Source organism: Pseudomonas sp. LBUM1651 (genome assembly GCF_059716135.1).
The window spans coordinates 4605069-4629652 of sequence record NZ_CP166805.1 but is presented as its reverse complement, the minus strand read 5'-3'; the positions used below and the strand labels follow the sequence as shown (position 1 = coordinate 4629652).

Annotated in this window: 26 protein-coding genes and 1 pseudogene; 17 read left to right on the top strand and 10 right to left on the bottom strand. The window is 60.0% G+C overall.

All coding sequences use genetic code 11. The features are described 5' to 3' along the window. The first annotated feature begins 303 nt into the window (after positions 1-303). From ACA066_RS21630 to ACA066_RS21605, 6 genes are all read left to right on the top strand, one after another. Complete coding sequence (locus ACA066_RS21630; RefSeq protein ID WP_497696560.1) at positions 304-1686, top strand: glutamine synthetase family protein; 1383 nt, start codon at positions 304-306, stop codon at positions 1684-1686. A 168-nt stretch (positions 1687-1854) separates the two neighbouring features. Continuing rightward, a complete protein-coding gene (locus ACA066_RS21625) occupies positions 1855-3504 on the top strand; it encodes a phosphoethanolamine transferase (protein WP_497696559.1) in 1650 nt (549 codons plus the stop codon). 73 nt (positions 3505-3577) lie between these two features. Next, on the top strand, positions 3578-4240 hold the full coding sequence (locus ACA066_RS21620; protein WP_497696558.1) for a class I SAM-dependent methyltransferase: 663 nt from the start codon (positions 3578-3580) through the stop codon (positions 4238-4240). A 123-nt stretch (positions 4241-4363) separates the two neighbouring features. Then, positions 4364-5497, top strand: a complete 1134-nt coding sequence (gene rnd, locus ACA066_RS21615; RefSeq protein ID WP_008034962.1) for a ribonuclease D — start codon at positions 4364-4366, stop codon at positions 5495-5497. After that, complete coding sequence (locus ACA066_RS21610; RefSeq protein WP_007898694.1) at positions 5494-5787, top strand: YcgL domain-containing protein; 294 nt, start codon at positions 5494-5496, stop codon at positions 5785-5787. The genes rnd and ACA066_RS21610 overlap by 4 nt, the downstream gene beginning before the upstream one ends. A 120-nt stretch (positions 5788-5907) precedes the next feature. Then, positions 5908-6840, top strand: a complete 933-nt coding sequence (locus ACA066_RS21605) for a D-2-hydroxyacid dehydrogenase (protein WP_497696557.1) — start codon at positions 5908-5910, stop codon at positions 6838-6840. 124 nt (positions 6841-6964) lie between these two features. Here ACA066_RS21605 and ACA066_RS21600 read toward each other — a convergent pair whose 3' ends face one another. Continuing rightward, the gene (locus ACA066_RS21600; RefSeq protein WP_497696556.1) at positions 6965-7558 is read right to left on the bottom strand and encodes a nitroreductase family protein; all 594 of its coding nucleotides are present in this window, start codon (positions 7556-7558) and stop codon (positions 6965-6967) included. 281 nt (positions 7559-7839) lie between these two features. Here ACA066_RS21600 and ACA066_RS21595 point away from each other — a divergent pair, with 281 nt between their 5' ends. Then, complete coding sequence (locus ACA066_RS21595) at positions 7840-8289, top strand: YcgN family cysteine cluster protein (RefSeq protein WP_192302264.1); 450 nt, start codon at positions 7840-7842, stop codon at positions 8287-8289. 18 nt (positions 8290-8307) lie between these two features. Beyond that, positions 8308-9537: a hypothetical protein gene (locus ACA066_RS21590; RefSeq protein WP_497696555.1), complete on the top strand. Its 1230-nt coding sequence runs from the start codon at positions 8308-8310 to the stop codon at positions 9535-9537. A 112-nt stretch (positions 9538-9649) separates the two neighbouring features. Here the strand turns inward: ACA066_RS21590 and ACA066_RS21585 are convergent, their stop codons facing one another. The 4 genes from ACA066_RS21585 to ACA066_RS21570 all read right to left on the bottom strand — a co-directional run bounded on the left by ACA066_RS21585 (position 9650) and on the right by ACA066_RS21570 (position 11910). Further along, positions 9650-10027 carry a YgaP family membrane protein gene (locus ACA066_RS21585; RefSeq protein ID WP_497696554.1) on the bottom strand — a complete coding sequence of 126 codons (378 nt, stop codon included), beginning with the start codon at positions 10025-10027 and terminating at the stop codon, positions 9650-9652. A 92-nt stretch (positions 10028-10119) separates the two neighbouring features. Beyond that, on the bottom strand, positions 10120-10590 hold the full coding sequence (locus ACA066_RS21580; RefSeq protein ID WP_017336996.1) for an RNA methyltransferase: 471 nt from the start codon (positions 10588-10590) through the stop codon (positions 10120-10122). A gap of 213 nt (positions 10591-10803) precedes the next feature. Beyond that, positions 10804-11175: a YajD family HNH nuclease gene (locus ACA066_RS21575; RefSeq protein WP_017336997.1), complete on the bottom strand. Its 372-nt coding sequence runs from the start codon at positions 11173-11175 to the stop codon at positions 10804-10806. Between the two features lie 48 nt (positions 11176-11223). After that, positions 11224-11910 (bottom strand): spermidine synthase, encoded by a 687-nt coding sequence (locus tag ACA066_RS21570; RefSeq protein WP_497696553.1) that lies wholly within the window; start codon positions 11908-11910, stop codon positions 11224-11226. A 92-nt stretch (positions 11911-12002) separates the two neighbouring features. Here ACA066_RS21570 and ACA066_RS21565 point away from each other — a divergent pair, with 92 nt between their 5' ends. Then, a complete protein-coding gene (locus ACA066_RS21565; protein ID WP_497696552.1) occupies positions 12003-12293 on the top strand; it encodes a hypothetical protein in 291 nt (96 codons plus the stop codon). On the opposite strand, the gene ACA066_RS21560 is transcribed toward ACA066_RS21565, so the two are convergent. Next, positions 12290-12763 (bottom strand): cyclic nucleotide-binding domain-containing protein, encoded by a 474-nt coding sequence (locus tag ACA066_RS21560; protein WP_497696551.1) that lies wholly within the window; start codon positions 12761-12763, stop codon positions 12290-12292. The two genes, ACA066_RS21565 and ACA066_RS21560, sit on opposite strands and share 4 nt — an antisense overlap. A 216-nt stretch (positions 12764-12979) precedes the next feature. Continuing rightward, on the bottom strand, positions 12980-15034 hold the full coding sequence (locus ACA066_RS21555) for a S9 family peptidase (protein WP_497696550.1): 2055 nt from the start codon (positions 15032-15034) through the stop codon (positions 12980-12982). 225 nt (positions 15035-15259) lie between these two features. Between ACA066_RS21555 and ACA066_RS21550 the strand changes: the two genes are divergently transcribed. From ACA066_RS21550 to ACA066_RS21540, 3 genes are read left to right on the top strand one after another with little or no spacing between them, the layout of a single operon-like run. After that, positions 15260-15757: an MFS transporter gene (locus tag ACA066_RS21550; RefSeq protein ID WP_497696549.1), complete on the top strand. Its 498-nt coding sequence runs from the start codon at positions 15260-15262 to the stop codon at positions 15755-15757. 30 nt (positions 15758-15787) lie between these two features. Then, positions 15788-16564: a class II glutamine amidotransferase gene (locus ACA066_RS21545; protein WP_214381327.1), complete on the top strand. Its 777-nt coding sequence runs from the start codon at positions 15788-15790 to the stop codon at positions 16562-16564. A gap of 11 nt (positions 16565-16575) precedes the next feature. Next, positions 16576-17118: a DUF2937 family protein gene (locus ACA066_RS21540; RefSeq protein ID WP_497696548.1), complete on the top strand. Its 543-nt coding sequence runs from the start codon at positions 16576-16578 to the stop codon at positions 17116-17118. A gap of 157 nt (positions 17119-17275) precedes the next feature. Here the strand turns inward: ACA066_RS21540 and ACA066_RS21535 are convergent, their stop codons facing one another. Continuing rightward, positions 17276-18190 (bottom strand): LysR family transcriptional regulator, encoded by a 915-nt coding sequence (locus tag ACA066_RS21535; RefSeq protein ID WP_497696547.1) that lies wholly within the window; start codon positions 18188-18190, stop codon positions 17276-17278. A 147-nt stretch (positions 18191-18337) separates the two neighbouring features. On the opposite strand from ACA066_RS21535, the gene ACA066_RS21530 reads away from it, so the two are divergent. From ACA066_RS21530 to ACA066_RS21515, 4 genes are all read left to right on the top strand, one after another. Further along, a complete protein-coding gene (locus ACA066_RS21530; RefSeq protein ID WP_497696546.1) occupies positions 18338-19624 on the top strand; it encodes an MFS transporter in 1287 nt (428 codons plus the stop codon). A 62-nt stretch (positions 19625-19686) separates the two neighbouring features. Continuing rightward, positions 19687-20439, top strand: coding sequence for a 5-oxoprolinase subunit PxpA (locus tag ACA066_RS21525; protein WP_497696545.1), 753 nt, complete (start codon positions 19687-19689; stop codon positions 20437-20439). Next, positions 20436-21140 (top strand): 5-oxoprolinase subunit B family protein, encoded by a 705-nt coding sequence (locus ACA066_RS21520; protein ID WP_497696544.1) that lies wholly within the window; start codon positions 20436-20438, stop codon positions 21138-21140. Before ACA066_RS21525 ends, ACA066_RS21520 begins: the two co-directional genes overlap by 4 nt. Further along, positions 21137-22054 (top strand): 5-oxoprolinase subunit C family protein, encoded by a 918-nt coding sequence (locus tag ACA066_RS21515; RefSeq protein WP_497696543.1) that lies wholly within the window; start codon positions 21137-21139, stop codon positions 22052-22054. Before ACA066_RS21520 ends, ACA066_RS21515 begins: the two co-directional genes overlap by 4 nt. Before the next feature lie 160 nt (positions 22055-22214). Here the strand turns inward: ACA066_RS21515 and ACA066_RS21510 are convergent, their stop codons facing one another. After that, positions 22215-23393: a vWA domain-containing protein gene (locus ACA066_RS21510; protein WP_497696542.1), complete on the bottom strand. Its 1179-nt coding sequence runs from the start codon at positions 23391-23393 to the stop codon at positions 22215-22217. 12 nt (positions 23394-23405) lie between these two features. Beyond that, complete coding sequence (locus ACA066_RS21505) at positions 23406-24251, bottom strand: AAA family ATPase (RefSeq protein ID WP_497696541.1); 846 nt, start codon at positions 24249-24251, stop codon at positions 23406-23408. Between the two features lie 165 nt (positions 24252-24416). Here ACA066_RS21505 and ACA066_RS21500 point away from each other — a divergent pair. Then, a pseudogene (locus ACA066_RS21500) lies at positions 24417-24521 on the top strand (DUF4160 domain-containing protein); the annotation flags it as partial. Positions 24522-24584 lie beyond the last annotated feature (63 nt).

Genomic DNA, 24584 nt, shown 5'->3' with positions numbered 1-24584 from the left:
TATCTAGCGTCGGTCGGTAAATGTTTAGTCATCCTGCAACCAAAGTTCTTCAAATCCCGATTTAACGACTTATCCAGCCATGTGACGCTGCTGCTCATCTGTTTACTGCGGTCTTCTCTATGGACGGTTGTCCGGTCGCACTTCCTTCCGAACTCGCCTTCTGGGCGTTGTGGCATTGCCGTCACGCGCGCCCGCCGGATTCCCGCCTTTCCCGTTGATTGTTCTTACAGGTCCCGCGCTGTGCGCCGGGATCAAATCGGCAGCGCCTGCGCGTTTGCCTGACGCGCAAACAAGAGAATTCCTATGAGTTGTGCCACGACATCCTTCGCCACGAAGCAAGAAGCCCTGACCTTTCTTGAACAGAATCCGGATATCGAGATGTTCGAGTTGTTCATCCTCGACAACAACGGCGTGCCAAGGGGCAAGTTGTTGCATCGCGATGAACTGCTGGCGGTGTATGAAAGTGGCCGGCCCCTGCCGAGCACCATTCTGGGCCTGACCATCAACGGCGATGACGTGGAAAACTCCGGGCTGGTGTGGGACGTGGGCGATATCGATTGCCGGGCCTACCCGATCAGCGGCAGTTTGACGCGCATGCCGTGGCGATTGATTCCGACGGCGGCGGTGCAGGTCAGCATGCACCCGAAGGAGGGCATGCCGGCGACCATCGCTGACCCGCGCCACCTGTTGGCAAAGGTAATCGAAGGCTTGCAGGCGGACGGTTATTACCCGGTGATGGCGGCGGAGCTTGAGTTTTACCTGCTGGATCAGCAACGCGACAGCAACGGTCGGCCGCAACCGGCGCGAGACGTTGACGGCGGACGCCCGCGCGGAACTCAGGTCTACGGTTTGCGCGAACTGGAGCAGATCGAGCCATTCCTGGCCGACCTGTACAGTGCCTGCAAACTCCAGGGCATTCCGGCGCGCACGGCAATTTCCGAATACGCGCCGGGGCAAGTGGAAATCACCCTCGAACATCGCACCGACGCCTTGCAGGCAATGGATGAAGCCGTGCGCTACAAACGTCTGGTCAAGGGCGTGGCGCACAAACACGGGATGACGGCGTGCTTCATGGCCAAGCCTTTCGACGACCTGGCCGGCACTGGCATGCATATGCACGTCAGCCTCGCGGACAAGGACGGCAACAACCTGTTCGCCAGCGAAGCCAAGGACGGTACGCCGCTGCTGAAACAGGCGGTTGGCGGCATGCTCAGCACCTTGCTCGATTCGTTGCTGTTGTTCTGTCCGAACGCCAACTCCTATCGCCGTTTCCAGACCAACAGCTACGCGCCGCTGGCCGCCACCTGGGGCGTGGACAATCGCACCGTGAGTTTGCGCGTGCCAGGCGGGCCGGCGTTCTCGCGGCACATCGAACATCGCATTTGCGGCGCCGACGCCAATCCGTACCTGGCGGCTGCGGCGATCCTGGCCGGTATCCATCGGGGTATTCGCGAGCAACTGGACCCGGGGGCGCCGGTTGAAGGCAATGGTTACGCCCAGGCCATGGAACTGTTGCCCACCGACTGGCTGACCACCTTGCGCGCACTGGAAGGTTCGACTTGGGCGCGGGAGGCCTTCGGTAGAGAGTTTCTCGGCGTTTACCTCGCCGTCAAACGTGCCGAGTATCGGCAGTTCATGGGTGAAGTCGGTGAGCAGGATTGGCGTTGGTACCTGAACCAGGCCTGAACCGTTCTCAAATACAACTTAAGTTTTGACCAAACACTAGAAGCCAACTAATCGTTGGCTTCTTTTTCACAAAAAATTGATGGTTGGCTGCCTAAAGTTAGTGCTGTCGCGGTAAATGAAATTTTCACATTTACCGACGGCACTTCTTTTCAGGAACAGCCGATTATCATGTTGAAGATTAAAGCCGTGCGCCCGGAGTGGGTGACGTTGTTTGCCAGTGCCTTTTTGTTGGCTGGCTTCAATTTAGTACTCTGGCAACACCTGTTTGAAATCACCGCGTCCGACGGCAAAGGCATCGTCATTCGTGTGGCTTTCGGCTTGATGATTCTGGCCACCTTCAACCTGGTGCTGACGCTGCTGGCGTTCCGGGCCTTAATGAAACCTGTGCTCACGCTTGTCTTTATGATCAGCGCGGGTGTTGCGTACTTCATGAGCCAATACGGTGTGCTGATGGACACCGGCATGTTGCGTAATTTTGCGCAAACCAATGCAACGGAAGTGCGCGACTTACTCTCGATAAAGTTACTTGTTTATATTGTTTTGCTCGGTGTGTTGCCTTCGTGGTTGTTGTGGAGAATACCGGTTGGTTACCGCCGCTGGCATCGCGAATTGTTAAGTAAGGCTTTAGTAGGTGTTGCGTCGGTAGTGGTAATCGGTGGTGTGGCGCTAGTTAACTATCAGGGTCTCGCGTCGTTGTTTCGCAATCACCACGAGTTGCGTTTGATGGTAGTGCCCAGCAACTATATCGGTGCCTCCTTCGGCTACCTGCGCGAACAAGTCGCTTCGGCTCGGCAACCCTTCGTCAAGATTGGTGAAGACGCACAGAGAAACCCGGCCTGGCAAGCTCACAGCCGCAAATCCCTGACCGTGCTGGTGGTGGGTGAGAGTGCCCGGGCCGAGAACTTTGGTGTGCTGGGCTACGACCGTGACACCACGCCAAAACTGGACAAGGAAGCAGGCCTGATTGCCTTCACCGATGTGCATTCCTGCGGCACGGAAACTGCCGTCTCGGTGCCGTGCATGTTCTCCAACATGGGCCGCAAAGACTACAACGCGAGCAAGGCAAAGAATGAAGAAGGCCTGCTGGATGTGCTCAAGCGGGCGGGGCTGGACGTCATCTGGCGCGATAACCAGTCGGGCTGCAAAGGCACTTGCGACCGCGTCACCCTTGATGATGTCAGCAACCTGAAGGACCCGGCGCTCTGCGCCAACAGCGAATGCCGCGATGAAATCCTTCTGCAGGGTTTGCAGCACTTCATCGACACCCTGGATAAAGACACCGTGCTGGTCTTGCACCAGATGGGCAGTCACGGTCCGGAGTACTTCAAGCGTTACCCGAAAGAGTACGAGCGATTTACCCCGGTTTGCGAAAGCAATGCGCTGAACAATTGCAGTCGCGAAAGTATCGTAAACGGTTACGACAACACGCTGGTGTACACCGACCATGTGCTGTCGACCCTGATCGATCTGTTGCGCAGCAATCAGGACAAAGTCGATACCGCGATGCTGTATCTGTCGGACCACGGCGAGTCCCTGGGCGAATACAACCTGTTCCTTCACGGTACGCCTTACATGTTGGCGCCCGATCAACAAAAGCATGTCGCCATGCTGGCCTGGTTCTCCGACAGCTATCAGAAGTCGTTCTCGGTAGACACCCATTGCCTGCAATTGAGTCGTGATAAGCCGTTGAGTCAGGACAACCTGTTCCATTCGATGCTCGGTTTGCTGGAGGTCAACAGCAAGGTCTACAACCAGGACCTGGACATGTTTGCCGGCTGCCGCGGTGCGGTGATTGACGGTGTCCTGGCCAAAGAGTGAGGGCCGCGACCTTTTTTTCACGTACCGGCCGTTAACCTGCTCCCCGGCAGATTTTTCCTACAGAGCCCCTTACATGTCCGCTCAGCCCCCTTCCGCCATCGAGCTCGAGTTCGCCCGGCGTCACGATCAGGAACACGCCCGCGTCTGCCTGCAGCCGCACTCGCGTGGCCTTGCCGGGCGCCTGGCGTTCTGGCGTGACGAGCAACTGGTGCGCAACGCGCTCAAGGTGGCCGGTGAGCCAGGGCTGATTCTCGACGTCACCTGCGGGGCCGGGCGCTTCTGGCCGGTGCTGGCCGAACATGCAAACCGGGTGATTCTGGCGTCCGACCCGTCGCAGGACATGCTCGATCACGCGCCGATCCATCACCCGCAACACCTGCTGAAACGGGTCAAGACCTTTCAAAGCTCGGCATTCGCCATCGGCTTGTCGGCGAATGCGGTGGACTGCATTTTTTGCATGCAACTGTTTCAGCACATCGCCAGTCCCGAGCATCGCTCGGCCATGCTGGGGGAGTTCCACCGGGTCAGCCGCGATACGGTGATTGTGGCGGTGCGGATCGATACCGGTTTCAAGCGCCGGCGGCCGGATACACAAGGCGTTCAGGCCCGGCCGCTGGCCAGTAAGGCCGAAGTGGAAGCCGAGTTCAAACAGGCGGGTTTTCGCTTGCTCAGCCATCAAGACTTCCTGCCCGGTTGCGTGCGAATGCGCGTCTATGCGTTGCGAAAGGCCAGATAACCTCCCTCCGTCAGACAATTCTTGCCATCAGGCAGGTGTTTTCGCTAAAGCTCTTGTTCAGTGGAGGCGCGGAAATCGCCGGGGGCGATATATACTGCGCGCCATTCTTCAAGGGAGAGCCGTGTGGCCATCGATATTCACTGGATTCGCGACAACGATAGCCTCGGCCGGTTCTGCGCCGAGTGGCAGCAGTTGCCCTACGTTGCCCTCGACACCGAATTCATGCGGGTCGACACTTTTTATCCGATCGCTGGCCTGCTGCAGATTGGCGATGGCGTACGCGCTTACCTGATTGACCCGCTGACCATCGACAACTGGCAGCCCCTGGCCGCACTGCTGGAAAACCCGGCCGTGGTCAAAGTCGTGCACGCGTGCAGCGAAGACCTCGAAGTGTTGCTGCGTCTGACCGGCAGCCTGCCGGCGCCGCTGTTCGACACCCAACTCGCCGCTGCGTACCTGAACCTCGGTTTCTCCATGGGGTATTCGCGGCTGGTGCAGGAAGTGCTCGGCATCGACCTGCCCAAGGGCGAGACCCGTTCCGACTGGCTGCAACGTCCGCTGTCCGACACTCAGATCAGCTACGCCGCTGAAGACGCCCTGCACCTCGCGGAAGTTTTCGTACAGCTTCGTCCGAAGCTGTCTGACGACAAATACGCCTGGGTTCTGGAGGACGGCGCCGAGCTGGTGGCCAACCTGCGTCGTGAAGTTGATCCGTACGAGGTCTATCGCGAAGCCAAACTGGCCTGGAAACTCTCCCGCGCCCAACTCGCCGTGCTGCGTGAACTCTGCGCCTGGCGCGAACGCGAAGCCCGCGCCCGTGACTTGCCGCGCAATCGCATCATCCGTGAACACTCCCTGTGGCCGCTGGCGCGGACGCAACCGGACAACCTCGGCGCGCTGGCGAAAATCGAAGACATGCACCCGCGTACCGTGCGTCAGGACGGCGAATTTCTGCTTGATCTGATCAAGCGCTCTGGCAGTGTGTCGCCTGATCAATGGCCGCCTGCCGTGCCCGAGCCGTTGCCGGTGGATGCTGCGGCGCTGATCAAACAGTTGCGTGCACTCGGTCAGGCCGAAGCCGAACGTCTGAACGTTGCGCCAGAGCTTATGCTGCGCAAGAAAACCCTGGAAGCACTGCTCAAGAGCGGCTTCCCCAACGGTCCATACCAATTGCCTGATTCGCTGCGTGGCTGGCGCCGCGAATTGATGGGCCAGGCGCTGCTCGACAGCCTGGCCACCGCCGGAGAACAGCCTTGAAACGTATTTGCTCCATCTATCGAAGCCTCAAGAAAAACGAGATGTACCTCTATGTGCTCAAAAGCGATGCACTGGAGCGCGTCCCGGAAAGTCTGATGGCCGCTTTCGGCAAACCGCACCACGCGTTCGACCTGGTGCTGACCCCCGAGCGCAAGCTGTCGCGCGAGGACATCACCGTAGTGCTGGAAAACCTCGAGAAGCAGGGTTACCACCTGCAAATGCCGCCGGCCGAAGACGAATACATCGAACATTTGCCGGAAGAACTGTTGCGACGCAATGATCCGATGTAATCGGCAGACAGGCTCTGTTCAGAGTCTGCATGAAACACTGGAATGATTTTGGCGATGGCCGCGATGAGGGAGCGATACTCCGTCGGCGGCCGTCTGCACTGCTTTTGAAAGGTTTGAACCATGCGCGTTCTGATTGCTGAACACGACCACCCTGTATATGCCCAACTGTTGCGCCAGGCAGCGCCCGATCTGGAAGTGCTGACCAGCGGCGACTCGGCCGAACTGGCCAGTCAGGCCGCCGATTGCCCGATCTGGCTGGGGCAGCCGGACCTCCTGGCGACCCTGTTGCGTCAGGGTCACCAGCCGCAATGGCTGCAATCGACCTGGGCCGGCATCACGCCGCTGCTGGCCGACGGCCTGCCACGCCACTATCGCCTGACCCGCGCGGTGGGGATTTTCGGTCAGGTCATGGCCGAATACGTGCTGACCTACATGCTCGGCCACGAGCGCGAAGTGCTGCCGCGCCTGGTCAGTCAGGTCGAGCGTAAATGGGACAGTCGCCAGGGCCAAAGCCTGGCGGGGCGCAAGGTGCTGATCGTCGGCACCGGTGACATCGGTCAGACCGTCGCACAATTTCTGCTGCCGTTTGGCGTTGAGTTGTATGGCATTGCCAGCGAAGCTCGCGAGCAGGCACCGTTTGTCGAAGTGGGAGCATTGGCGGACTTGCCGCGCCTGGTCGGTGAAGTGGATTACGTGATCAATCTGCTGCCGAACACCCCGACGACCCACGATCTGTACGATGCGGCGCTGTTCAAGCAGTTCAAGCCGACCGGGTTGTTCATCAACGTCGGGCGCGGCGTGGCGGTGGTCGATGCGGATCTGGTGGAAGCCTTGAAGGAAGGGCATCTGGCAGGCGCGGTGATCGACGTCTGCCGTCAGGAGCCGCTGCCGCAACGTCACCCGTTCTGGACGGCCTGGGGCCTGCTGCTGACCGGACACAGTTCGGCACCGACTTCGCCTGCGATGATGGTGAAGCTGTTCGTCGAGAATGTGCGGGCGTATCAGGCGGGCGAGGCGTTGCGCGGGGAAGTGGATTTCAATCGCGGGTATTGAAACCATGATGAACCTGTAGGAGCCGAGCTTGCTCGTGATGAGGCCATCACATTCAACATCATCGTTGACTGTGAGGCCGCCATCGCGAGCAAGCTCGGCTCCTACAGTAGATCTTCAGTGTTACTTAGAGGGTGAAGTCGCCTTCAGCCGCCAACTCGCTCAACGGACGACGCGGGCTCGGCTCTTCACGTGCTTGCAGGTAATCCGCCAGCGTCGCCTTATCCCCCAGTTTGCCCACCGCCACCGCCGCGTGCAGGGCGTAACCTTCAGGAATGTTCAGCTCCTTGCGGGTCAACTCCTGATCGAAACCGGCCATGCCGTGGGTGTGCCAGCCGCTGATGCTCGCCTGCAAAGCCAGATGGCCCCAGGCCGAACCGGTGTCGAAGGTGTGCCACAGGGCTGGAGTTTCTTCGGTGGCGCCAGGCACCGCGAAGGTGGTTTTCGAGATCACGATCACCAGCGCCGAGGCATGTTGCGCCCAGCTGCGGTTGAATTCATTCAGCAAGCCCAGGTAACGCTCCCAGTTCGGCGTATCGCGGCGCGCGTAGAGAAACCGCCAAGGCTGCGAATTGTAGGCGGATGGCGCCCAGCGTGCTGCTTCGAAAAAGCTCAGCAAGGTTTCTTCGGGAATGGCTTCGCCGGTGAAGGCGCGAGGCGACCAGCGATCGGTGAATTGAGGGTGGATGGCGTAGTCGGCAACGCGTGGATTGGCACTCATGCAGAGATTCCTTGCGACATGTGGGTCAGAGGGTCGAGTAAAAAACCGGCGGGCGCAGTTGGGCTGGGCGATGAGGTTTTTCGTGAGCCTGGCACTTCATCTGAATGCAACGCAGTTGGGCGTTAATGGCACGCAGGTCTGGCTCCTTGCGACTGGCAAAGCTACTTGGCGGCGCGAAAACTGACAAGTCCCATTCTACCGGCAGTCGCCAATGCTTGGCCCGCGAAGCTCTGCGCACTAGACTGGCGGCCTTTTCACCACCTGATGTTGATGCTTGAGCCATGGCCGCCAAAGTCGAACCGTTCTGGATACGAAAAACCCTCGATCAACTCGATCAAGAGGAATGGGAATCGCTGTGCGACGGTTGTGGCCTGTGCTGCCTGCAAAAGCTCGAGGATGAAGACGACAATTCCGTCTATTACACGCGCATCGCCTGCAAACTGCTGGACCTGAAAACCTGTCAGTGCAGCGATTACCCCAACCGTCGTGAATTCGTGCCGGACTGCATCCAGCTCACGCCGGGCAAGGCCGATGAGTTCAAATGGCTGCCGCCGACCTGCGGTTATCGCCTGGTCAGCGAGGGTAAGGACCTGCCACTTTGGCACCACCTGGTGTGCGGTGATCGCGATGCCGTGCATCACGAACGCATTTCCCAGTCCGGGCGCATGCTCGCCGAAGGCAGCGTGGCCGAAGAGGATTGGGAAGACCATCTGATTTTCCGGGCAGGTTAGTTTTACAAAGGAGTGTGTATGGCTGTGGGATTGCGGCTGGCGCTGGCCGTCGGGCTGTTGGCCCTGAGTTCGCCCGTGTGGGCGGCGAAGAAGGTCGATCTGGATTACCACGTCCGCCTGTTGCCGCAAAGCGATCAGGCTGAAGTGCGGCTGACCCTGGCTCAGGGTTCGGCGGTGCGTAGCCTGGATTTCGACCTCGGCGACGGCAGCCACTACAGCGACTTCAAGGCCGACGGCCAATGGCAGCTCACGCCGGGCAAACCGGCCCGTGGTGTCTGGCACCCGGCCGCCGACAAGGCCAGCCTGACCTACCGCGTGCGCATCAGCCATGGCCGCAAGAGCGGCAGCTTCGACACGCGCATGACGCCAGGTTGGGCGTTGATGCGTGGCGACGATCTGGTGCCCGCCGCGAAACTCGATCAGCAGGACGGCATCGAGCTGGTTTCACGCCTGGAATTCGAATTGCCCAGCGGGTGGAAAAGCGTCGAGACCGCCTGGCCGCGGATCGGCAAGAACAAGTTCCGCATCGATAACGTCTCCCGTCTGTTCGACAGACCCACGGGGTGGATGCTTGCCGGCCACCTCGGCACACGTCGCACCCGATTGGGGGAAACCGAAGTCACCGTCGCCTCGCCCCAAGGCCAGGGTATGCGCCGCATGGACGTGCTGACGCTGCTGACGTTTGTCTGGCCGCAAGTGCAGGACGTGTTCCCGCGGCATCCCGCCAAATTGCTGATCGTCGGCGCTAACGACCCGATGTGGCGGGGCAGCCTGGCGGCGCGAGAGTCGATCTATTTGAATACGCGTTTGCCACTGGTCAGCGAAAGCGGCACCAGTGCGCTGGTGCGTGAACTGGCCCAGCTGTTCGGGCGCGTCAATGACAAGCAGCGCAGTGACTGGATCAGCGAAGGTTTTGCCGAGTATTACGCCATCGAACTGGTGCGTCGCGCCGGGGGGATGAGTGATGAGCGGTATGAAAGTCTGCAGAAGAAGTTGGCCAAAGAGGGCCAGAAGGTCACGACCTTGCGTGGTGAGCAGGTCAACCCGGCGCAGATTGGTAAAGCGGTCTTGTTGCTGAGAGAGCTGGATCAGGAAATTCGTATCAAAACCCGTAACAAACGATCGTTGGATGATGTGTTGCGTGGGGCGATGCATCTGGAGAGTGTGGATACCAAGGAATTTGTTCAATTGGCCGAGAGTGTTATTGGCGAGTCCTCGAAAGTTCTCGATAACGATTTGATTCAGTGACACCGCTATCGCTAGCAGGCTAGCTCCCACACTGGAGCTTCGTCGTACACGGGACCAATGTGGGAGCTAGCCTGCTAGCGAAGAGGCCATAAGCCTCAACGAACAACCCGGATCAAACCCCGGCTTTAGGTGACTTCAACGAATCATTCCCGGTGACGGTCGCAGTTTTGGTCGCCGCCTCGGCATTCGCTTTCAGCCGACCCAACTCTTCCCCCGCACGCTCGATCTTCGCCCGCACGTTGTTCATGTCCTGACGGCTTTTCTCCAGCAGGCTCTTGGCCGAGCTGTGGCCGGTAATGCCACGGGCCAGCGCCACGCCGCCGATGGCCACCTGGATTAAACCGAATATCCCGCCGCGACGCAGGCCTTTGCCGACCATCACCACGCCACCGGCCAGGGAGCCGATGCGCTCCCAACCCTGAACGTTCTGATCGGAATGGGTCTGGAACGGGGTGGATTCGATGCGCTCTACGCGTTTGAGTTCGCTCATGATCTGTCTCCTGGCGGGAATGACTGCTTCAAGAATAGATAATTAAGCTGACTGCCGAGGCGGGCGGCTTGTTCCATCGGATGTGTGTCGATTCAGCGGAATTTCGGACCGGAGCGGGTGTTGAGGCCCTTGGCCATGCGGTCGTAGAGCACGACGTTGACCGTGGCCGCGAGGTTCATGCAACCGGTGGTCGGGATGTAGACGACGTCTTCGCACCAGTCGCGAATCTCTTTATCCAGCGAGCCGTCTTCCGGGCCGAAGATGTACAGCGCGCGATCCGGGTGGGTGTATTCCGGCAGCGAACGGGCTCCCTCGACCAACTCCACGGCGACCGGTACGCAGCCCAGGGGCAGGATCTTTTTCAGGTCGTCGATGCCGATCAGCGGAATGTCGTAGTGGACACGCTTGGTGTCGGTGACGAAGTCGGCGGCGCGGTCATAACGCTTGCCGGTGTAGAACACGGACGCCACGTTGTAGCAGCCGGCGGCGCGCATGACCGAGCCGACGTTTTCCGGTGATTTGGGGTTGAACAAACCAATGCAGCTGTACCGTTTGTCTGCCACGAGCGGGGTGCCTTCGGGGAAAAAACGGCGATTATACGGGGATTGGGGGAGGGGGTGTCTGGTTTGAGATTGGTGGTGTCTGAACAATTGCTATCGCTAGCAGGCTAGCTCCCACATTGGATCTAGGGCGTTCACAAATACTTATGTGCACAGAAGATCCCCCTGTGGGAGCTAGCCTGCTAGCGATGGGGCCGGGTCAGGCAACGAAGATATTCAGTCGTCTTTCTTCATCAGACCGGCCAACGCCGCAAACGGGTTATGCGTCGCCTTGGCAATCTTCGGCGTACTCAACGAGCCCTCATCGAAATACTGCTGATCGGTGTACCGCGAGTGTTCATTGTCGTGGCAATACAGGCACAACAGTTCCCAGTTCGAACCATCCTGAGGGTTGTTGTCGTGGTTGTGGTCGCGGTGGTGCACGGTCAGTTCGCTCAGGCGCTTGCCGGAGAACTCGCGGGCGCAGCGGCCGCACACGTGCGGGTACATTTTCAGGGCTTTGTCGCGGTAACCCATTTCCTTGTCGCGCTGGTTGTCGGCGAGGATGCGGTCCAGCTTCGAAGTGTTGGTCGGCGTTGACGAACTCATAGGTTCACCTTTGTAAAAGACTAATGACGGTTATGAACGAAGTTTAGCTCAGCCCTTGAGCTTCTCGGCAATCCAGATGGTGTGGCGGGTGCCCTTGTTGCCGTGGGCGAAGACCTGGACTTCCTCGGCCTTGAAGCCGGCTTTTTTCAGTTTGTCGGAAAATTGCTTGTCTGCGCTGGCCGACCAGACGGCCAGCACCCCTTTTGGCCGCAGGGCTTTGGCGCAGGCGCTCAGGCCGCCGGCGGAGTAGAGCCAGCTGTTGGCTCGTTGAGTCAGCCCTTCGGGGCCGTTGTCGACGTCGAGCATGATCGCGTCAAAACCTTGTGGTTCGGCCTGCAGCACTTTGGCCACGTCTTCCATGCGGATCACCGTGCGCTGATCGAGCAACGGGTTGCCGGCTTTCTCGCCCAATGGCCCGCGATTCCACTCGACCACGCCGGGCACCAGTTCAGCGACCACGACTTCTGCGGTCTTGCCCAAATGCTTGAGGGCCGAGGCGAGGGTGAAACCCATGCCCAGGCCACCGATCAACACCCGCGAATTCGGCCGGCCTGCGACTTTACGGCAAGGGATCTCGGCCAACGCATCTTCGGAGCCATGCATGCGGGTGTTCATCAGCTGTCCGCCGTCGCCGCCCTGGATCTTGATGACGAAATCCTCGCCGTATTCGAACAGGCACAGGGCGCCGCCGTTTTCAGGAATGGGGGCGGTGTCGATCAGAACGAAACGTTTCATGGGGCTCTCTTGAGAAGGAGGGGCAGGGGGGAGGCAAACGAACGCAGTTGGGAGTAGCCTGCAACCAGACAACAAGGCCAACGGAGCCATTGATGAAGCGCACCATTCTAACGGTCATTGCCTTGGCCGCGCTCTCGATAACTGCAGCACAGGCCCAGCAGCTGCAAACGATTCCGACCAGCCCGGCGCCGCTGCCCGGTTCACCCGGCACCGCGACACCGACGCCATATCCGCAAATCTCCCCGACCAGCGTGCCCAAGGCCGGGGCGGGTAGTGGCGGGCCACCGCTGGTGCCGATCCAGATGCCCAGTCCACCGTCCAAGGATCAACCCTTACCGGGTCTTGAGCAAAACAGCACAAAGATCAAATCACCCGGCGGTTAAACCTGCTGCGAGAGCAGTTGCCCATCGGCCATGCGCAGGCGCCTGGACAGGGAAACGGCAAGGGCGCGGATGATCTTGGCGGCGATTTTCGGCGCGTCGTTGAGCATTTTTTCCAGCGAGTCCTTGCCCAGGTTCAGCAGCTGGCAATTGCTCGCCGCCACACAACTGGCGGAACGTCGCTCGCCATCGAGCACGGCCATTTCGCCAAACGCCCGACCGCTGCGCAAGGTGGCCATGGTCACCAATTGTCCGTCGCTGCCGGATTTCTGCACCGCCACCTGGCCGGTGTGGATGATGCACATGAAGCTGCCGGCGTCGCCTTCTTGAAAAATCTCTTCGCCTTCAGCCACCGTGCTGATGCTGAAGTAGCCCGAAGCGGCAGCGAAGTCTGCCGGCAGCAGTTGGTCGAACAGGCCGCAGTCCATCAGCCAGTCACGGATTTCGTTGTTCAGTAGAGTCGGTTCTGACATGTCGTGCGGTCTTTTTCTTGTGTCTGTGCGGGATGCAGCGCCCTTTGTAGGAGGGAGCGGGCGGCGTTCCGACTTGCCCGCGAAGGCGGTGTGTCAGCCAACATAGATGTTGAATGTTGCGACCTCTACGCGGGCAAGTCGGAACGCCGCCCGCTCGCTCCTACAAGAGCAGGCTCGGCGTACTGGGTTTAAGACCTGCACACCGGGCCAAGTTCCTCAGGCAATCCCCAAAACCGTGAAAACAAATGCGTATTCGAGCGCTACGTCACGTAATCCCTGATAACGACCGCTCATCCCGCCATGCCCGGCCCCCAGTTCGGTCTTGAGTAGCAGCGGGTTGTTGTCGGTTTTGGTCGCGCGCAACCTGGCCACCCACTTGGCCGCTTCCCAATACTGCACGCGACTGTCGTTGTAGCCGGCGATCACCAGCGTCGCCGGATAAGCCTGTGCAGTGACGTTTTCGTACGGGGCGTAGGCCTTGATCCGATCATAGACGTCCGGCTCTTCAGGATTGCCCCACTCGTCGTATTCGGTAACGGTGAGCGGCAGATCAGGGTCGAGCATGGTGTTCAGCACGTCGACGAACGGCACTTCGGCAATTGCCGCGCCGAACAGCTCCGGACGCATGTTGAGCACCGCGCCAATCAGCAAGCCGCCAGCACTGCCACCGCTGATCGCCAGTTGCTTTGATGTGGTGAAGCCGTTGGCGATCAGGTGCTCGGCGCAGGCGATGAAGTCGCTGAAGGTGTTGTGCTTGTGTTCCTGTTTGCCGGCGCGATACCAGGCTTCACCCAGTTCGCCGCCACCACGCACGTGGGCAATGGCAAACGCCACGCCGCGATCCAGCAGACTCAGGCGCGCATGGGAGAACCACGGGTCGAGGCTTTCGCCGTAGGCGCCGTAGCCGTACAGATAAAGCGGCGTCGGCTTACCGAGGGCTTCGCGTTTGACGACCAGGCTGATCGGCACTTGCGTACCGTCCGGCGCTGTCGCCCAAAGGCGCTGGCTGACGTAGGCGTCGGCATCGAACGGGCCGAGCACCGGGGTTTCCTTCAACACTTTCTGTTCGCCGCTGACCAGTTCCAGTTGGCGGATCTGCGCCGGACGGTTCAGCGCTTCGTAACGCAAACGGATGCGGTCGCTGACGAATTCCAGGCTGTTTTGCACGTGCAGGCTGTAGGCCGCATCCGGCAATTGCACGCGGTAGCTCGGCAGGTCTTGCGGGTGGACTTCGATGATCGGCAAGCCACCTTCACGCAGGCTGAGGCTCATGGCCCTGGCGTTGAGGCTCATGCCGTCGATCATCGTTGTGTCGCTGTGGGGAATCAGGTTCTGCCAGTCGGCTTCGGTCGGCGTCACGCCGGTATCGACAGCCGTGTACAAGGCAAAGTTGATGCCGTCGCGGTTGGTGCGAATGAACCAGGTCCATTGGCCATCGAGGGCGCCGTGATCAACGTCGTACTCATGATCTTCAACCCTTGGCGCGATGCAGGTAAACGCCTGTTGCGGCTGGAACGCGTCGAGTACCCAGACTTCGCTGGTGGTCTTGCTGCCCAGCGCCAGCAGCAATTGCTGCTCCGAACTCGAGCGATAGCAATGCATGAAAAAGCGGCCGTCCGGCTCATGGAACACTTCTTCGGCCGCCGTGCCGTCCAGTCGATAGCGGAACAGTTTGTGCGGGCGATGGGTGTCGTCCAGTTCGCCGAAGAACAGCGTCAGGCTGTCGTTGGCCCAGGTCATGCTGCCGTCGCAGTCCGCGAATTCCAGTTCGCTGACGCGGCCGCTGGATATTTCCTTCACGAACAGGGTGTAAATCTCATCGCCCGTGGAGTCGATGCTGTAGGCGAGACGCTGGTGGTCCGGGCTGATGCTGAACGCACCGAGAGAAAAGAAGCCGCCGTTGGCCAGTTCGTTCGGGTCCAGCAGCAGTTGTTCCTGGGCTTCATCGAGCTGCAGGCTGTCGTCGGTCGGGCGTGGGCAGCGGTAGTGTCGGGCGTATTCGTCACCGGCGGTGGTGCGCGTGTAATACAGATACGGGCCCCACGGGGAGGGCAGCGACAGGTCGGTTTCGAGAATCCGGCCCTTGATCTCTTCGAACAGGGTTTCGCGCAGCCCGGCCTGATCGGCGGTTTGCGCCTCTTGATAGCGGTTTTCTGCCTTGAGGTAATCGAGCACCGCGTCGGTGTCGCGTTCCTGCAGCCAGGCATACGGGTCAGAACCTTCAGCCTTGTGGGCAATCGGGGCGCTGGTGATGTTGGCGGATACGGGCATGAAGGGCTCTCGGACGATGTACGGAATAGAGGGTTTCGCAGGCGATATGCAAATCTTGATGCCACTGCAGAACCTGTAGGAGCAAGCTTGCTCGCGATGAGGCCGGAACATTCAACATCAACGTTGTCTGGCAGTCCGCCATCGCGAGCAAGCTCGCTCCTACAGTTGGGGCAAGCCTGACGTGCGAAAAGTCGTTACTATAAGCGCCTCTTTGCCTGCCTTGCCATGGACACCATGACCGAGAACGACTATCTGATCGCCTGGGGCCTCTACGCCTTCGCCGCTTTAGGCTGCCTGTTGGTGTGGATGCGCATGACCCGCTGGATGTGGCGCTGGCTGCGCGAACCGTTGCGGCTGCTGGTCGCCGTGTTGCTGTTCAGTCCGACGATCATCGATCCGGTGAAGGAAAAGGTCGCCCCGGCCATCGCCATTACCGCCCTGGACCTCGCGTTCAAGGTTGGCAACAACGCCTGGCGGGCAGTCTCCGACCTGCTCATGTACGGCATGATCGCCTTCGGCATTTATCTGGTGTTCGTCGCGATCCGTTTCCCGATCGAACGCGCCGCCAATGCTCGCAAGGAACGGACGGCGGCAGCCAAGGCTGCGGCCAAGGCCGACGATCCTGAAGACGATCATCCTTTCGGCGGTGCCGGTGATGACCGTTATGGTCGCCCGCCGGTCCCGAGCAACCCTCAGCGTATGCGCGTAGAACCGCGCTTGTAACCTTGCCCCTGCCTTACAGAGAGTCCGAGCATGTGTGAGTTATTGGGCATGAGCGCCAATGTGCCGACCGATATCGTGTTCAGCTTCACCGGGTTGATGCAGCGTGGCGGCCGTACCGGTCCGCACCGTGACGGTTGGGGCATCGCGTTCTATGAAGGTCGTGGCCTTCGGCTGTTCCAGGACCCGGCGGCCAGCAGCGAGTCGGAAGTCGCGAACTTGGTGCAGCGCTACCCGATCAAAAGCGAAGTGGTGATCGGGCACATCCGCCAGGCCAATGTCGGCAAGGTCTGCCTGTCCAACACCCATCCGTTTGTGCGCGAACTGTGGGGTCGCAACTGGTGTTTCGCCCACAACGGCCAGCTCGCGGATTTTCAACCGATCACAAGTTTTTACCGCCCGGTCGGCGATACCGACAGTGAAGCGGCCTTTTGCGATTTGCTCAATCGTGTGCGCGCAGCGTTTCCGGAACCGGTAGAGATCGAAGCGCTTTTGCCCGATCTGGTGGCCGCCTGCGCCGAATACCGCAGCAAAGGTGTGTTCAATTGCCTGCTCAGCGATGGCGATTGGCTGTTCTGTTATTGCTCGACCAAACTGGCGCAGATTACCCGTCGTGCACCGTTCGGCCCCGCGCGCTTGAAAGATGTCGATGTGATCGTCGACTTCCAGGCCGAAACCACGCCCAACGATGTGGTCACGGTGATCGCCACCGAACCCCTGACCGAAAACGAAACCTGGACCCGCTACGAACCGGGCCAATGGAGCCTGTGGCGACGCGGTGAATGCGTCAGCCAGGGCAAGACCGAATAAAGGACGCTCCCATGTTGCTCAGTTATCTACGGCTGGTGTTGTTCGCGGCGGGCCTGTTGATCGGTGTCCAGGTGCCGGGGTTCATCAACGATTACGCCAAGCGGGTCGAAGCCCACCTGATCGAGGCGCAGACCAGCCTGAGCGGTTTTCAGGGCACCGCCAATCAATTTTTCAAGGGTGACATGCAGGCCCTGGTCGCCCATTACCGCGCCAGCGAAGACCCGATCTTTCGCAGCGATGCCGACAGCCTGAGCAACCTGCTCACCCGTCAGTTGGCGCTCGATAAACAATTCCAGGCCATGCAAGGCCCGTGGTACATCCGCTTCCTGCAGGTTGTACTGGCCGCCGACCCGGATATCCGCAAGGAAACCTGGAACGGCTACAGCTACCAGATCCTGCTGACGCCCGAGGCGATGATCTGGGGCATGAGTGGCGCGTTGCTGTTGTCGTTCGGGATTGAATGCCTGTTCCGGCTGATCGACTGGGTGGTGCTGGGTGGCAAGCGCCTGCGCCAGAGCCGGCCGATTGAAGAGCGGGATTTGCGCGGGCTGTAACTGTGGCGATGAGCCTTTGTGGCGAGGGAGCTTGCTCCCGCTCGGCTGCGAAGCAGTCGTAAATCCGGTAGCCGCGATTTTCCTGACGCACTGAGAGTTCCGTTTTGGGGCTGCTTTGCAGCCCAGCGGGAGCAAGCTCCCTCGCCACAGGATCTGGTCAGTCAGCCAGAACGATGTAGCGCTCACCCACCTTACGCGCATACCCCACCAGCACTTGCTGACACAACGCCACAATCTCCTCGACCCATTCCACCCCGGTTCGCCACGACACCACCACCTGCAAATCAGGCGGGCGCTGATCGATGGCCAGCAAGGTCAGTTCCCCCCGCGCCAGTTCCTCGGCTACCAGCACCGGTGGCAACGCGCCAATGCCGAAACCGTCCCGCAGCAATCGGGTAATCGCCGACACCGAGTTCACGCAGTTCAGCCGCGGCGTCATGACGCCATTGGCCTGCATCAGCGCGAGCACTTCCTGGTGCGGATGTGAGTTTTTCGAGTAGGTAATGATCCGCTCCCGCGCCAGATCGGCCACGCCGGAATACTCGCGGTTGTAGATCGAGTTGCTGGCCGCGATCCAGCCCATCGGGTGACTGGCCAGCTCCAGGCTGCGCACGCTTTCCTGGCGTAGCAGATCGGTTTGCAGGATCAGGTCGAGGAAGCCTTTTTGCAGCTGATCGCAGAGGTTGAGCGAGGTATCGGCCACCAGCTCGATTTCCACCAGCGGATAGTGATCCGTCATCTGCGCTACCAACGGGCTCAGCCAGGTATGAATCACCGTGTCCATGACGCCGATCCGCACCCGTCCCACCTTGCTTGAGCGGGTCTCGATCGACTGTTTGAGCGACTGCATGGTGTCCATCATTTGCTCGGCGTATTCGAGCACTTTCAAGCCTTCGGGCGTCAGGCTCACGCCGCGCGAATCACGCAGGAACAGCTTCACCCCGAGCTCGCCTTCGAGCACGGCGATGCGGCTGGAAATCGACGCCTGGGTGGTGAACAGCTTGTCCGCGGTCAGGCGAAAACTCTTGAGTCGGGCGACCCAGACGAAGGTCTCGAGAAACTTCAGGTTCATGGCGTTAAGTTTTTCTTATGCCTAAGGCGGGTTTTTATTAGTTGGACGCAACAGGGCCGGGCGCCCAAAAATCAGGCCATCCGGTTCCCACGATAGGCGTCGTCGGGGCTCAGAACAATACCAATAAAATTTGCACGGAGATTTGCCATGAGTGCACCCGACACAACCGCCATCCCGAAACCTACGGCTCGTCCGGGACCTTTCGACTGGTACCGCAACATCAATCAGCAGGAACGCCGCACGTTCTGGAGTTGCAAGATCGGCTACGGCCTGGACGGCATGGACACCCAGATGCTCAGCTTCGTGGTGCCGACCCTGATTGCGATGTGGGGCATCACCACCGGTGAAGCCGGGCTGATTCACACCAGCACCTTGATCGCCTCGGCCATCGGCGGTTGGGTGGCGGGGATTCTGTCCGACCGTATCGGTCGCGTGCGCACCTTGCAACTGACGGTGCTATGGTTCGCCTTCTTCACCTTCCTTTGCGGCTTCGCGCAAAACTACGAACAACTGCTGATCAGCCGCACCTTGATGGGCTTCGGTTTCGGCGGTGAATGGACCGCCGGCGCGGTGCTGATGGGTGAAGTGATTCGCGCCAAGGACCGCGGCAAAGCGGTGGGCATGGTGCAATCGGGTTGGGCGCTGGGTTGGGGGCTGACGGCGATTCTGTATGCGCTGCTGTTCTCTGTACTGCCGCCGGAAGACGCGTGGCGGGCACTGTTCATCCTGGGCATCGTGCCGGCGATTTTCGTGATTTTTGTCCGCCGCCTGGTCAAGGACCCGGAAATCTACCGCGAAGCCAAAGCCAAACAGGAGCCAAGCAACCCGGCGAAGTTCTACGAGATTTTCGCGCCCGGCATCCTCTTCACCACGCTTCGCGCTTCGGTGCTGACCACCGGCGCACTGGGCGGTTACTACGCAATCACGTCCTGGCTACCGACTTTTCTGAACAACGAGCGCGGTTTGAGCGTACTCGGCACGGGCGGTTATCTTGCGATGGTGATCGTCGGTTCCTACGTCGGTTACGTCATCAGCGCGTATTTGACTGACATCCTCGGGCGCAAGAAGAATTTCATCCTGTTCGCGGTCGGCTCGTTCACCATCGTGCTGCTTTACACCCAACTGCCGGTCAGTAATGGCGTGATGCTGTGGCTGGGCTTTCCTTTGGGCTTCTTCGCCTCCGGGATCTTCAGCGGCATGGGTGCATTTTTGACCGAGCTGTTTCCCACGCGGATTCGCGGCTCGGGCCAGGGCTTTTGCTACAACATCGGCCGGGCGCTGGCGGCGTTGTTCCCGCTGTTGATCGGCTTGATGAGCCAGAAGGTGCCTTTGAGTGTAGGCATTGGGGCGTTTGCGGCGGTGTCCTACGGGGTGGTGATTCTTGCGGCGTTGAGTTTGCCGGAAACCCGTGGCAAGCAACTCGAAGCCGAGTAACTGATAATCTGCGGACATAAGCCCGACAGGTAAAAAAGAATAAAACTACAGGAGTGTTCACCGTGAGCCGCCTGCTATTGAACTGCGACATCGGCGAGAGTTTTGGCAACTGGACCATGGGTCTGGATGCCGAGGTCATGCCCTTCATCGACTGCGCCAACATCGCCTGCGGCTTTCACGCCGGCGACCCGAGCATCATGCGCAAGACCGTCAGCCTGGCGCTGAGCAATGGCGTGCAGATCGGCGCGCACCCGGCCTATCAGGATCTGGTAGGGTTCGGCCGTCGTTCCATGGCCTATACCGCCCAGGAACTTCAAGACATTCTGCATTACCAGATCGGCGCTCTCGACGGTCTTTGCCGGGCGCAGGGCGGGCGTGTCAGCTACGTCAAACCTCACGGCGCGATGTACAACGACATGATGGCCAACCCGGCGCAATTGCGCGCCGTCCTGCAAGCCGTGGCCTCTTATGACAAGACCTTGCCGTTGATGCTGATGGCGACCCGCGACAACAGCGCCGCGCAGCGATTGGGTGATGAGTACGGCGTGACGCTGTGGTTCGAAGCCTTCGCCGATCGCGCCTACGACAGCGCCGGCATGCTGGTCTCGCGACAACTGCCGGGCGCGGTGCATCACGACCCGGAAAAAATCATCGAACAGGCGCTGACCATCGCCCGTGGCGACACCCTCACCGCCAGCGACGGCAGCGCCTTGCACTTGCAGGCCAACACCCTGTGCGTACACGGCGACAACGCCAGTTCGGTGGCCGCGGTACGGCGGATTCGCGAAGCCCTTGATCAGCAGAGCGCACCATGAAACCGCGGGTGGAAGTGGTGGCGCTGGATTGCCTGATGGTGCGGCTGTTCGATGAGATTGCCGAAGCCAACATGCCGTGGATGCTCGCGGCCAGCGAAAATCTGCGTGCTGCGTTTGGGGCGAATTTGATCGATCTGGTGCCGTCGTATACGACGTTGATGGTGCATTACGAACTGAGTGCGTTGAGCCCGGCGCAAGCGCGGGAATTGATCGGCGAAGCACTGGTCGATCTGTCGCCCAACACCCGCACCGGCGGCAAATGTCACGTGCTACCGGTCTGGTATGACTTGAGCGTTGGTCCGGAGTTGAGCCTGTTGTCTCAGCGCAGCGGGTTGGCAGTGGAGGAGGTGATCCGCCGCCACAGTGAGCGTGAGTATCAGGTGTTCGCCTTGGGCTTCGCGCCGGGTTTTGCCTTTATGGGGTTGGTGGAAGAAGTCCTCGCCGCGCCGCGCCTGAATACGCCGCGCAAAAAAGTCGCGGCCGGCAGTGTGGGGATCGCTGAACGGCAAACCGCTGCTTATCCGGTGGTGTCCCCCGGTGGCTGGAACCTGATCGGCCGCACCCCGGCCAAACTGTTCGATCGCGAACGCGACGGCTACAGCCTGATGCAACCGGGCGACACCGTGCGTTTTGAAGCGGTCAGCCATGCCGAGTTCATCAACCTGGGCGGCGACGACACGCCATTGGAGGCGCAGGCATGAGCCGTCTATTGATTGAAGCGAGTACACCGCTGTGCCTGTTGCAGGACGCTGGCCGGTTTGGCGTGCGGCATCTGGGGGTCACTCAGGGTGGCGCACTGGATTGGCGATCGATGTCATGGGCCAACTGGCTGCTGGGCAATGGGCTGGATGCGCCGGTGATTGAAATCACCCTCGGCGGATTTACCGTGGTGGCCGAGGACGATTGCCTGTTGGCACTGGCCGGGGCGGACGTTGGCGCGCAACTGGACGGTCAGGCACTGGCGCCGTGGCGCAGTTTCAAACTACGCAAAGGTCAGCGTTTGCAGTTCACTCAGCCGCTGCAGGGGGCGCGGGCTTATCTCGCGGCACCGGGCGGGTTCGATGCGCCAAAGGTGCTGGGCAGCAGCGCGACGGTGGTGCGTGAGGAACTGGGGGGGCTGGACGGCATGGGCCGGGCGTTGGCCAAAGGCGGATCGTTGAGTTACTCCGCTGATGCGCCGCTGCTGGTGCGTGAGTTGCCGTTTGAGCAGGTGCCGGATTTCAAGCTCGACTCACCATTGGACCTGGTGATCGGCGCGCAGATCGGTGAGTTCAGCGGCCAGAGTCTGTTCGATGCGTTCAATAGTGTATGGACCCTCGACAGCCGCGCCGACCGGATGGGCATTCGCCTGTTGGGCACGGCGTTGCAGTACCAGGGCAAACCGATGATTTCCGAAGGTATTCCGCTGGGCGCGGTTCAGGTTCCGCCGGACGGGCAGCCGATTGTGCTGCTCAATGATCGGCAGACCATTGGCGGGTATCCGCGATTGGGGGCGTTGACGCCGTTGGCGCTGGCGCGGCTGGCGCAGTGTCTGCCGGGGGCGACGGTGCGGTTGCGGCCGGTGGTGCAGGAGGTTGCGCATTGGCAACAGGTCGAATATTTAAAGCGCTTTTAATTGTGGCGAGGGGGCTTGTCGGAACGCCGCATCGCCCCGTTCGACTGCGCAGCAGTCGCAAAACCAGTGCATGCGGTATTTCTGAAACACTGCGGTTGCAGATTTTGGGGCTGCTTCGCAACCCAACGGGGGCAAGCCCCCTCGCCACAAGGTCCGCGCTCTACTTGGAAAGAAACCTCATCCCTTCCTCCAACCCCCGCAGTGTCAGCGGGTACATCTGATCATCAATCAAATCCCGAACGATATTGGTCGAAGACGTATAACCCCAGGTATCTTTCGGATACGGGTTAATCCAGATGAGCTTCTTGTACTTCTCCTTGAACCGCTGCATCCACACGTACCCGGCTTCTTCGTTCCAGTGCTCGACACTGCCGCCGGCCTGGGTGATTTCATAGGGCGCCATGGCGGCGTCACCGATGAAGATCACTTTGTAGTCGGCGCCGTACTTGTGCAGCAAGTCCTGGGTCGAGGTGCGCTCGGAGGTGCGGCGCATGTTGTTTTTCCACACTGACTCGTAAATGAAGTTGTGGAAGTAGAAGTACTCAAGATGCTTGAACTCGGTCTTGCAGGCCGAGAACAACTCTTCACAGATCTTCACGTGGGCATCCATCGAGCCGCCGATGTCGAACAGCAGCAACAGCTTGACGGTGTTGCGCCGCTCCGGCCGCATCTGGATGTTCAGCAACCCGGCATCTTTAGCTGTGTGATCGATGGTGCCATCGATGTCGAGCTCTTCCGCCGCACCCTGACGAGCAAATTTACGCAGCCGGCGCAGGGCAATCTTGATGTTGCGCGTGCCCAGTTCCACTGAATCGTCGAGGTTTTTGTACTCGCGCTGATCCCAGACCTTGGCCGCCTTGCCCTGCCGCTTGCCGGCATCTCCGACCCGAATGCCTTCCGGGTTGAAGCCGCCGGAGCCGAACGGGCTGGTGCCGCCGGTGCCGATCCACTTGTTGCCGCCGGCGTGGCGTTCTTTCTGTTCTTCGAGGCGTTTCTTGAACTCCTCGATCAACTTGTCCAGGCCGCCAAGGGACTGGATCGCTGCGCGCTCTTCATCGGTCAGCGAGCGCTCGAACTCCTTGCGCAACCAGTCTTCGGGAATCAAGGCCTGAAGGTGATCGTCGAGTTTTTCCAGGCCATTGAAGTAAGCACCGAAGGCCCGGTCGAACTTGTCGAAATGCTTTTCGTCCTTCACCAGGATCGTCCGGGACAGGTAATAGAACTCGTCCATGTCGGCGAAGGTCACGCGCTGTTTCAGCGCGTTGATCAGGTCCAGCAGCTCGCGCACCGAGACCGGCACCTTGGCTGCGCGCATTTCATTGAACAGGTTGAGCAGCATGGCATCAGCCTCTTAGCGGGTGCCGCGACGGCTCATGAACGCCAGACGTTCAAGCAATTGCACGTCCTGTTCGTTCTTGACCAAAGCACCGGCCAGCGGCGGAATCGCCTTGGTCGGATCGCGTTCGCGCAGCACGGCCTCGCCGATGTTGTCGGCCATCAGCAGCTTCAGCCAGTCCACCAGTTCGGAGGTCGATGGCTTTTTCTTCAGGCCCGGCACCTTGCGCACGTCGAAGAACACGTCCAGCGCTTCGCTGACCAGGTCCTTCTTGATGTCCGGGTAGTGCACGTCGACGATCCGCTGCATCGTGACGCGATCCGGGAAGGCGATGTAGTGGAAGAAGCAACGGCGCAGGAAGGCGTCCGGCAGTTCTTTTTCGTTGTTGGAGGTAATGATGATGATCGGGCGCTTTTTGGCCTTGATGGTCTCGTCGATCTCGTAAACGTAGAACTCCATCTTGTCGAGTTCTTGCAGCAGGTCGTTCGGGAACTCGATGTCGGCCTTGTCGATTTCATCGATCAGCAGAATCACCCGCTCTTCAGACTCGAAAGCCTCCCAGAGCTTGCCCTTTTTCAGGTAATTACGAACGTCGTGGACCTTTTCCGTGCCCAGCTGCGAATCGCGCAGGCGGCTGACCGCGTCGTACTCGTACAGGCCCTGATGCGCCTTGGTGGTGGACTTGATGTGCCAGGTGATCAGCTTGGCGCCGAAGGACCCCGCCAGCTGCTCGGCCAGCATGGTCTTGCCGGTGCCTGGCTCGCCCTTGACCAGCAGCGGACGCTCCAGGGTGATGGCGGCGTTGACCGCCAGCTTCAGGTCATCGGTGGCGACGTAGGCCTGGGTGCCTTCGAACTTCATCTGCTAATCCTCGAACGGTAACGCCGACCTGACGGGGCAGGGCGGGGCGCAATAATTGTAGTACCCGACTATAACGCGCTGCCCGGTCGACTGTGAACGCAGACGGCTTATTCAGTCTCTGAATGGGGCGTCACATCTTGACTCGGTTTCGGCTGCTGGCCAGTATTGAGCTATCGCCATTTTGGCGATAGCTTGCGGAGCATGTCTACTAAATATCGATTTCGCGATACGTACCGTATTCAGTTGCGCGAGAAGGATCACCCACCGCCACCTGACCGGTGGCGGGCTGGATGTGACTGTAGGAGCGAGCTTGCTCGCGATGAACGATCGGGC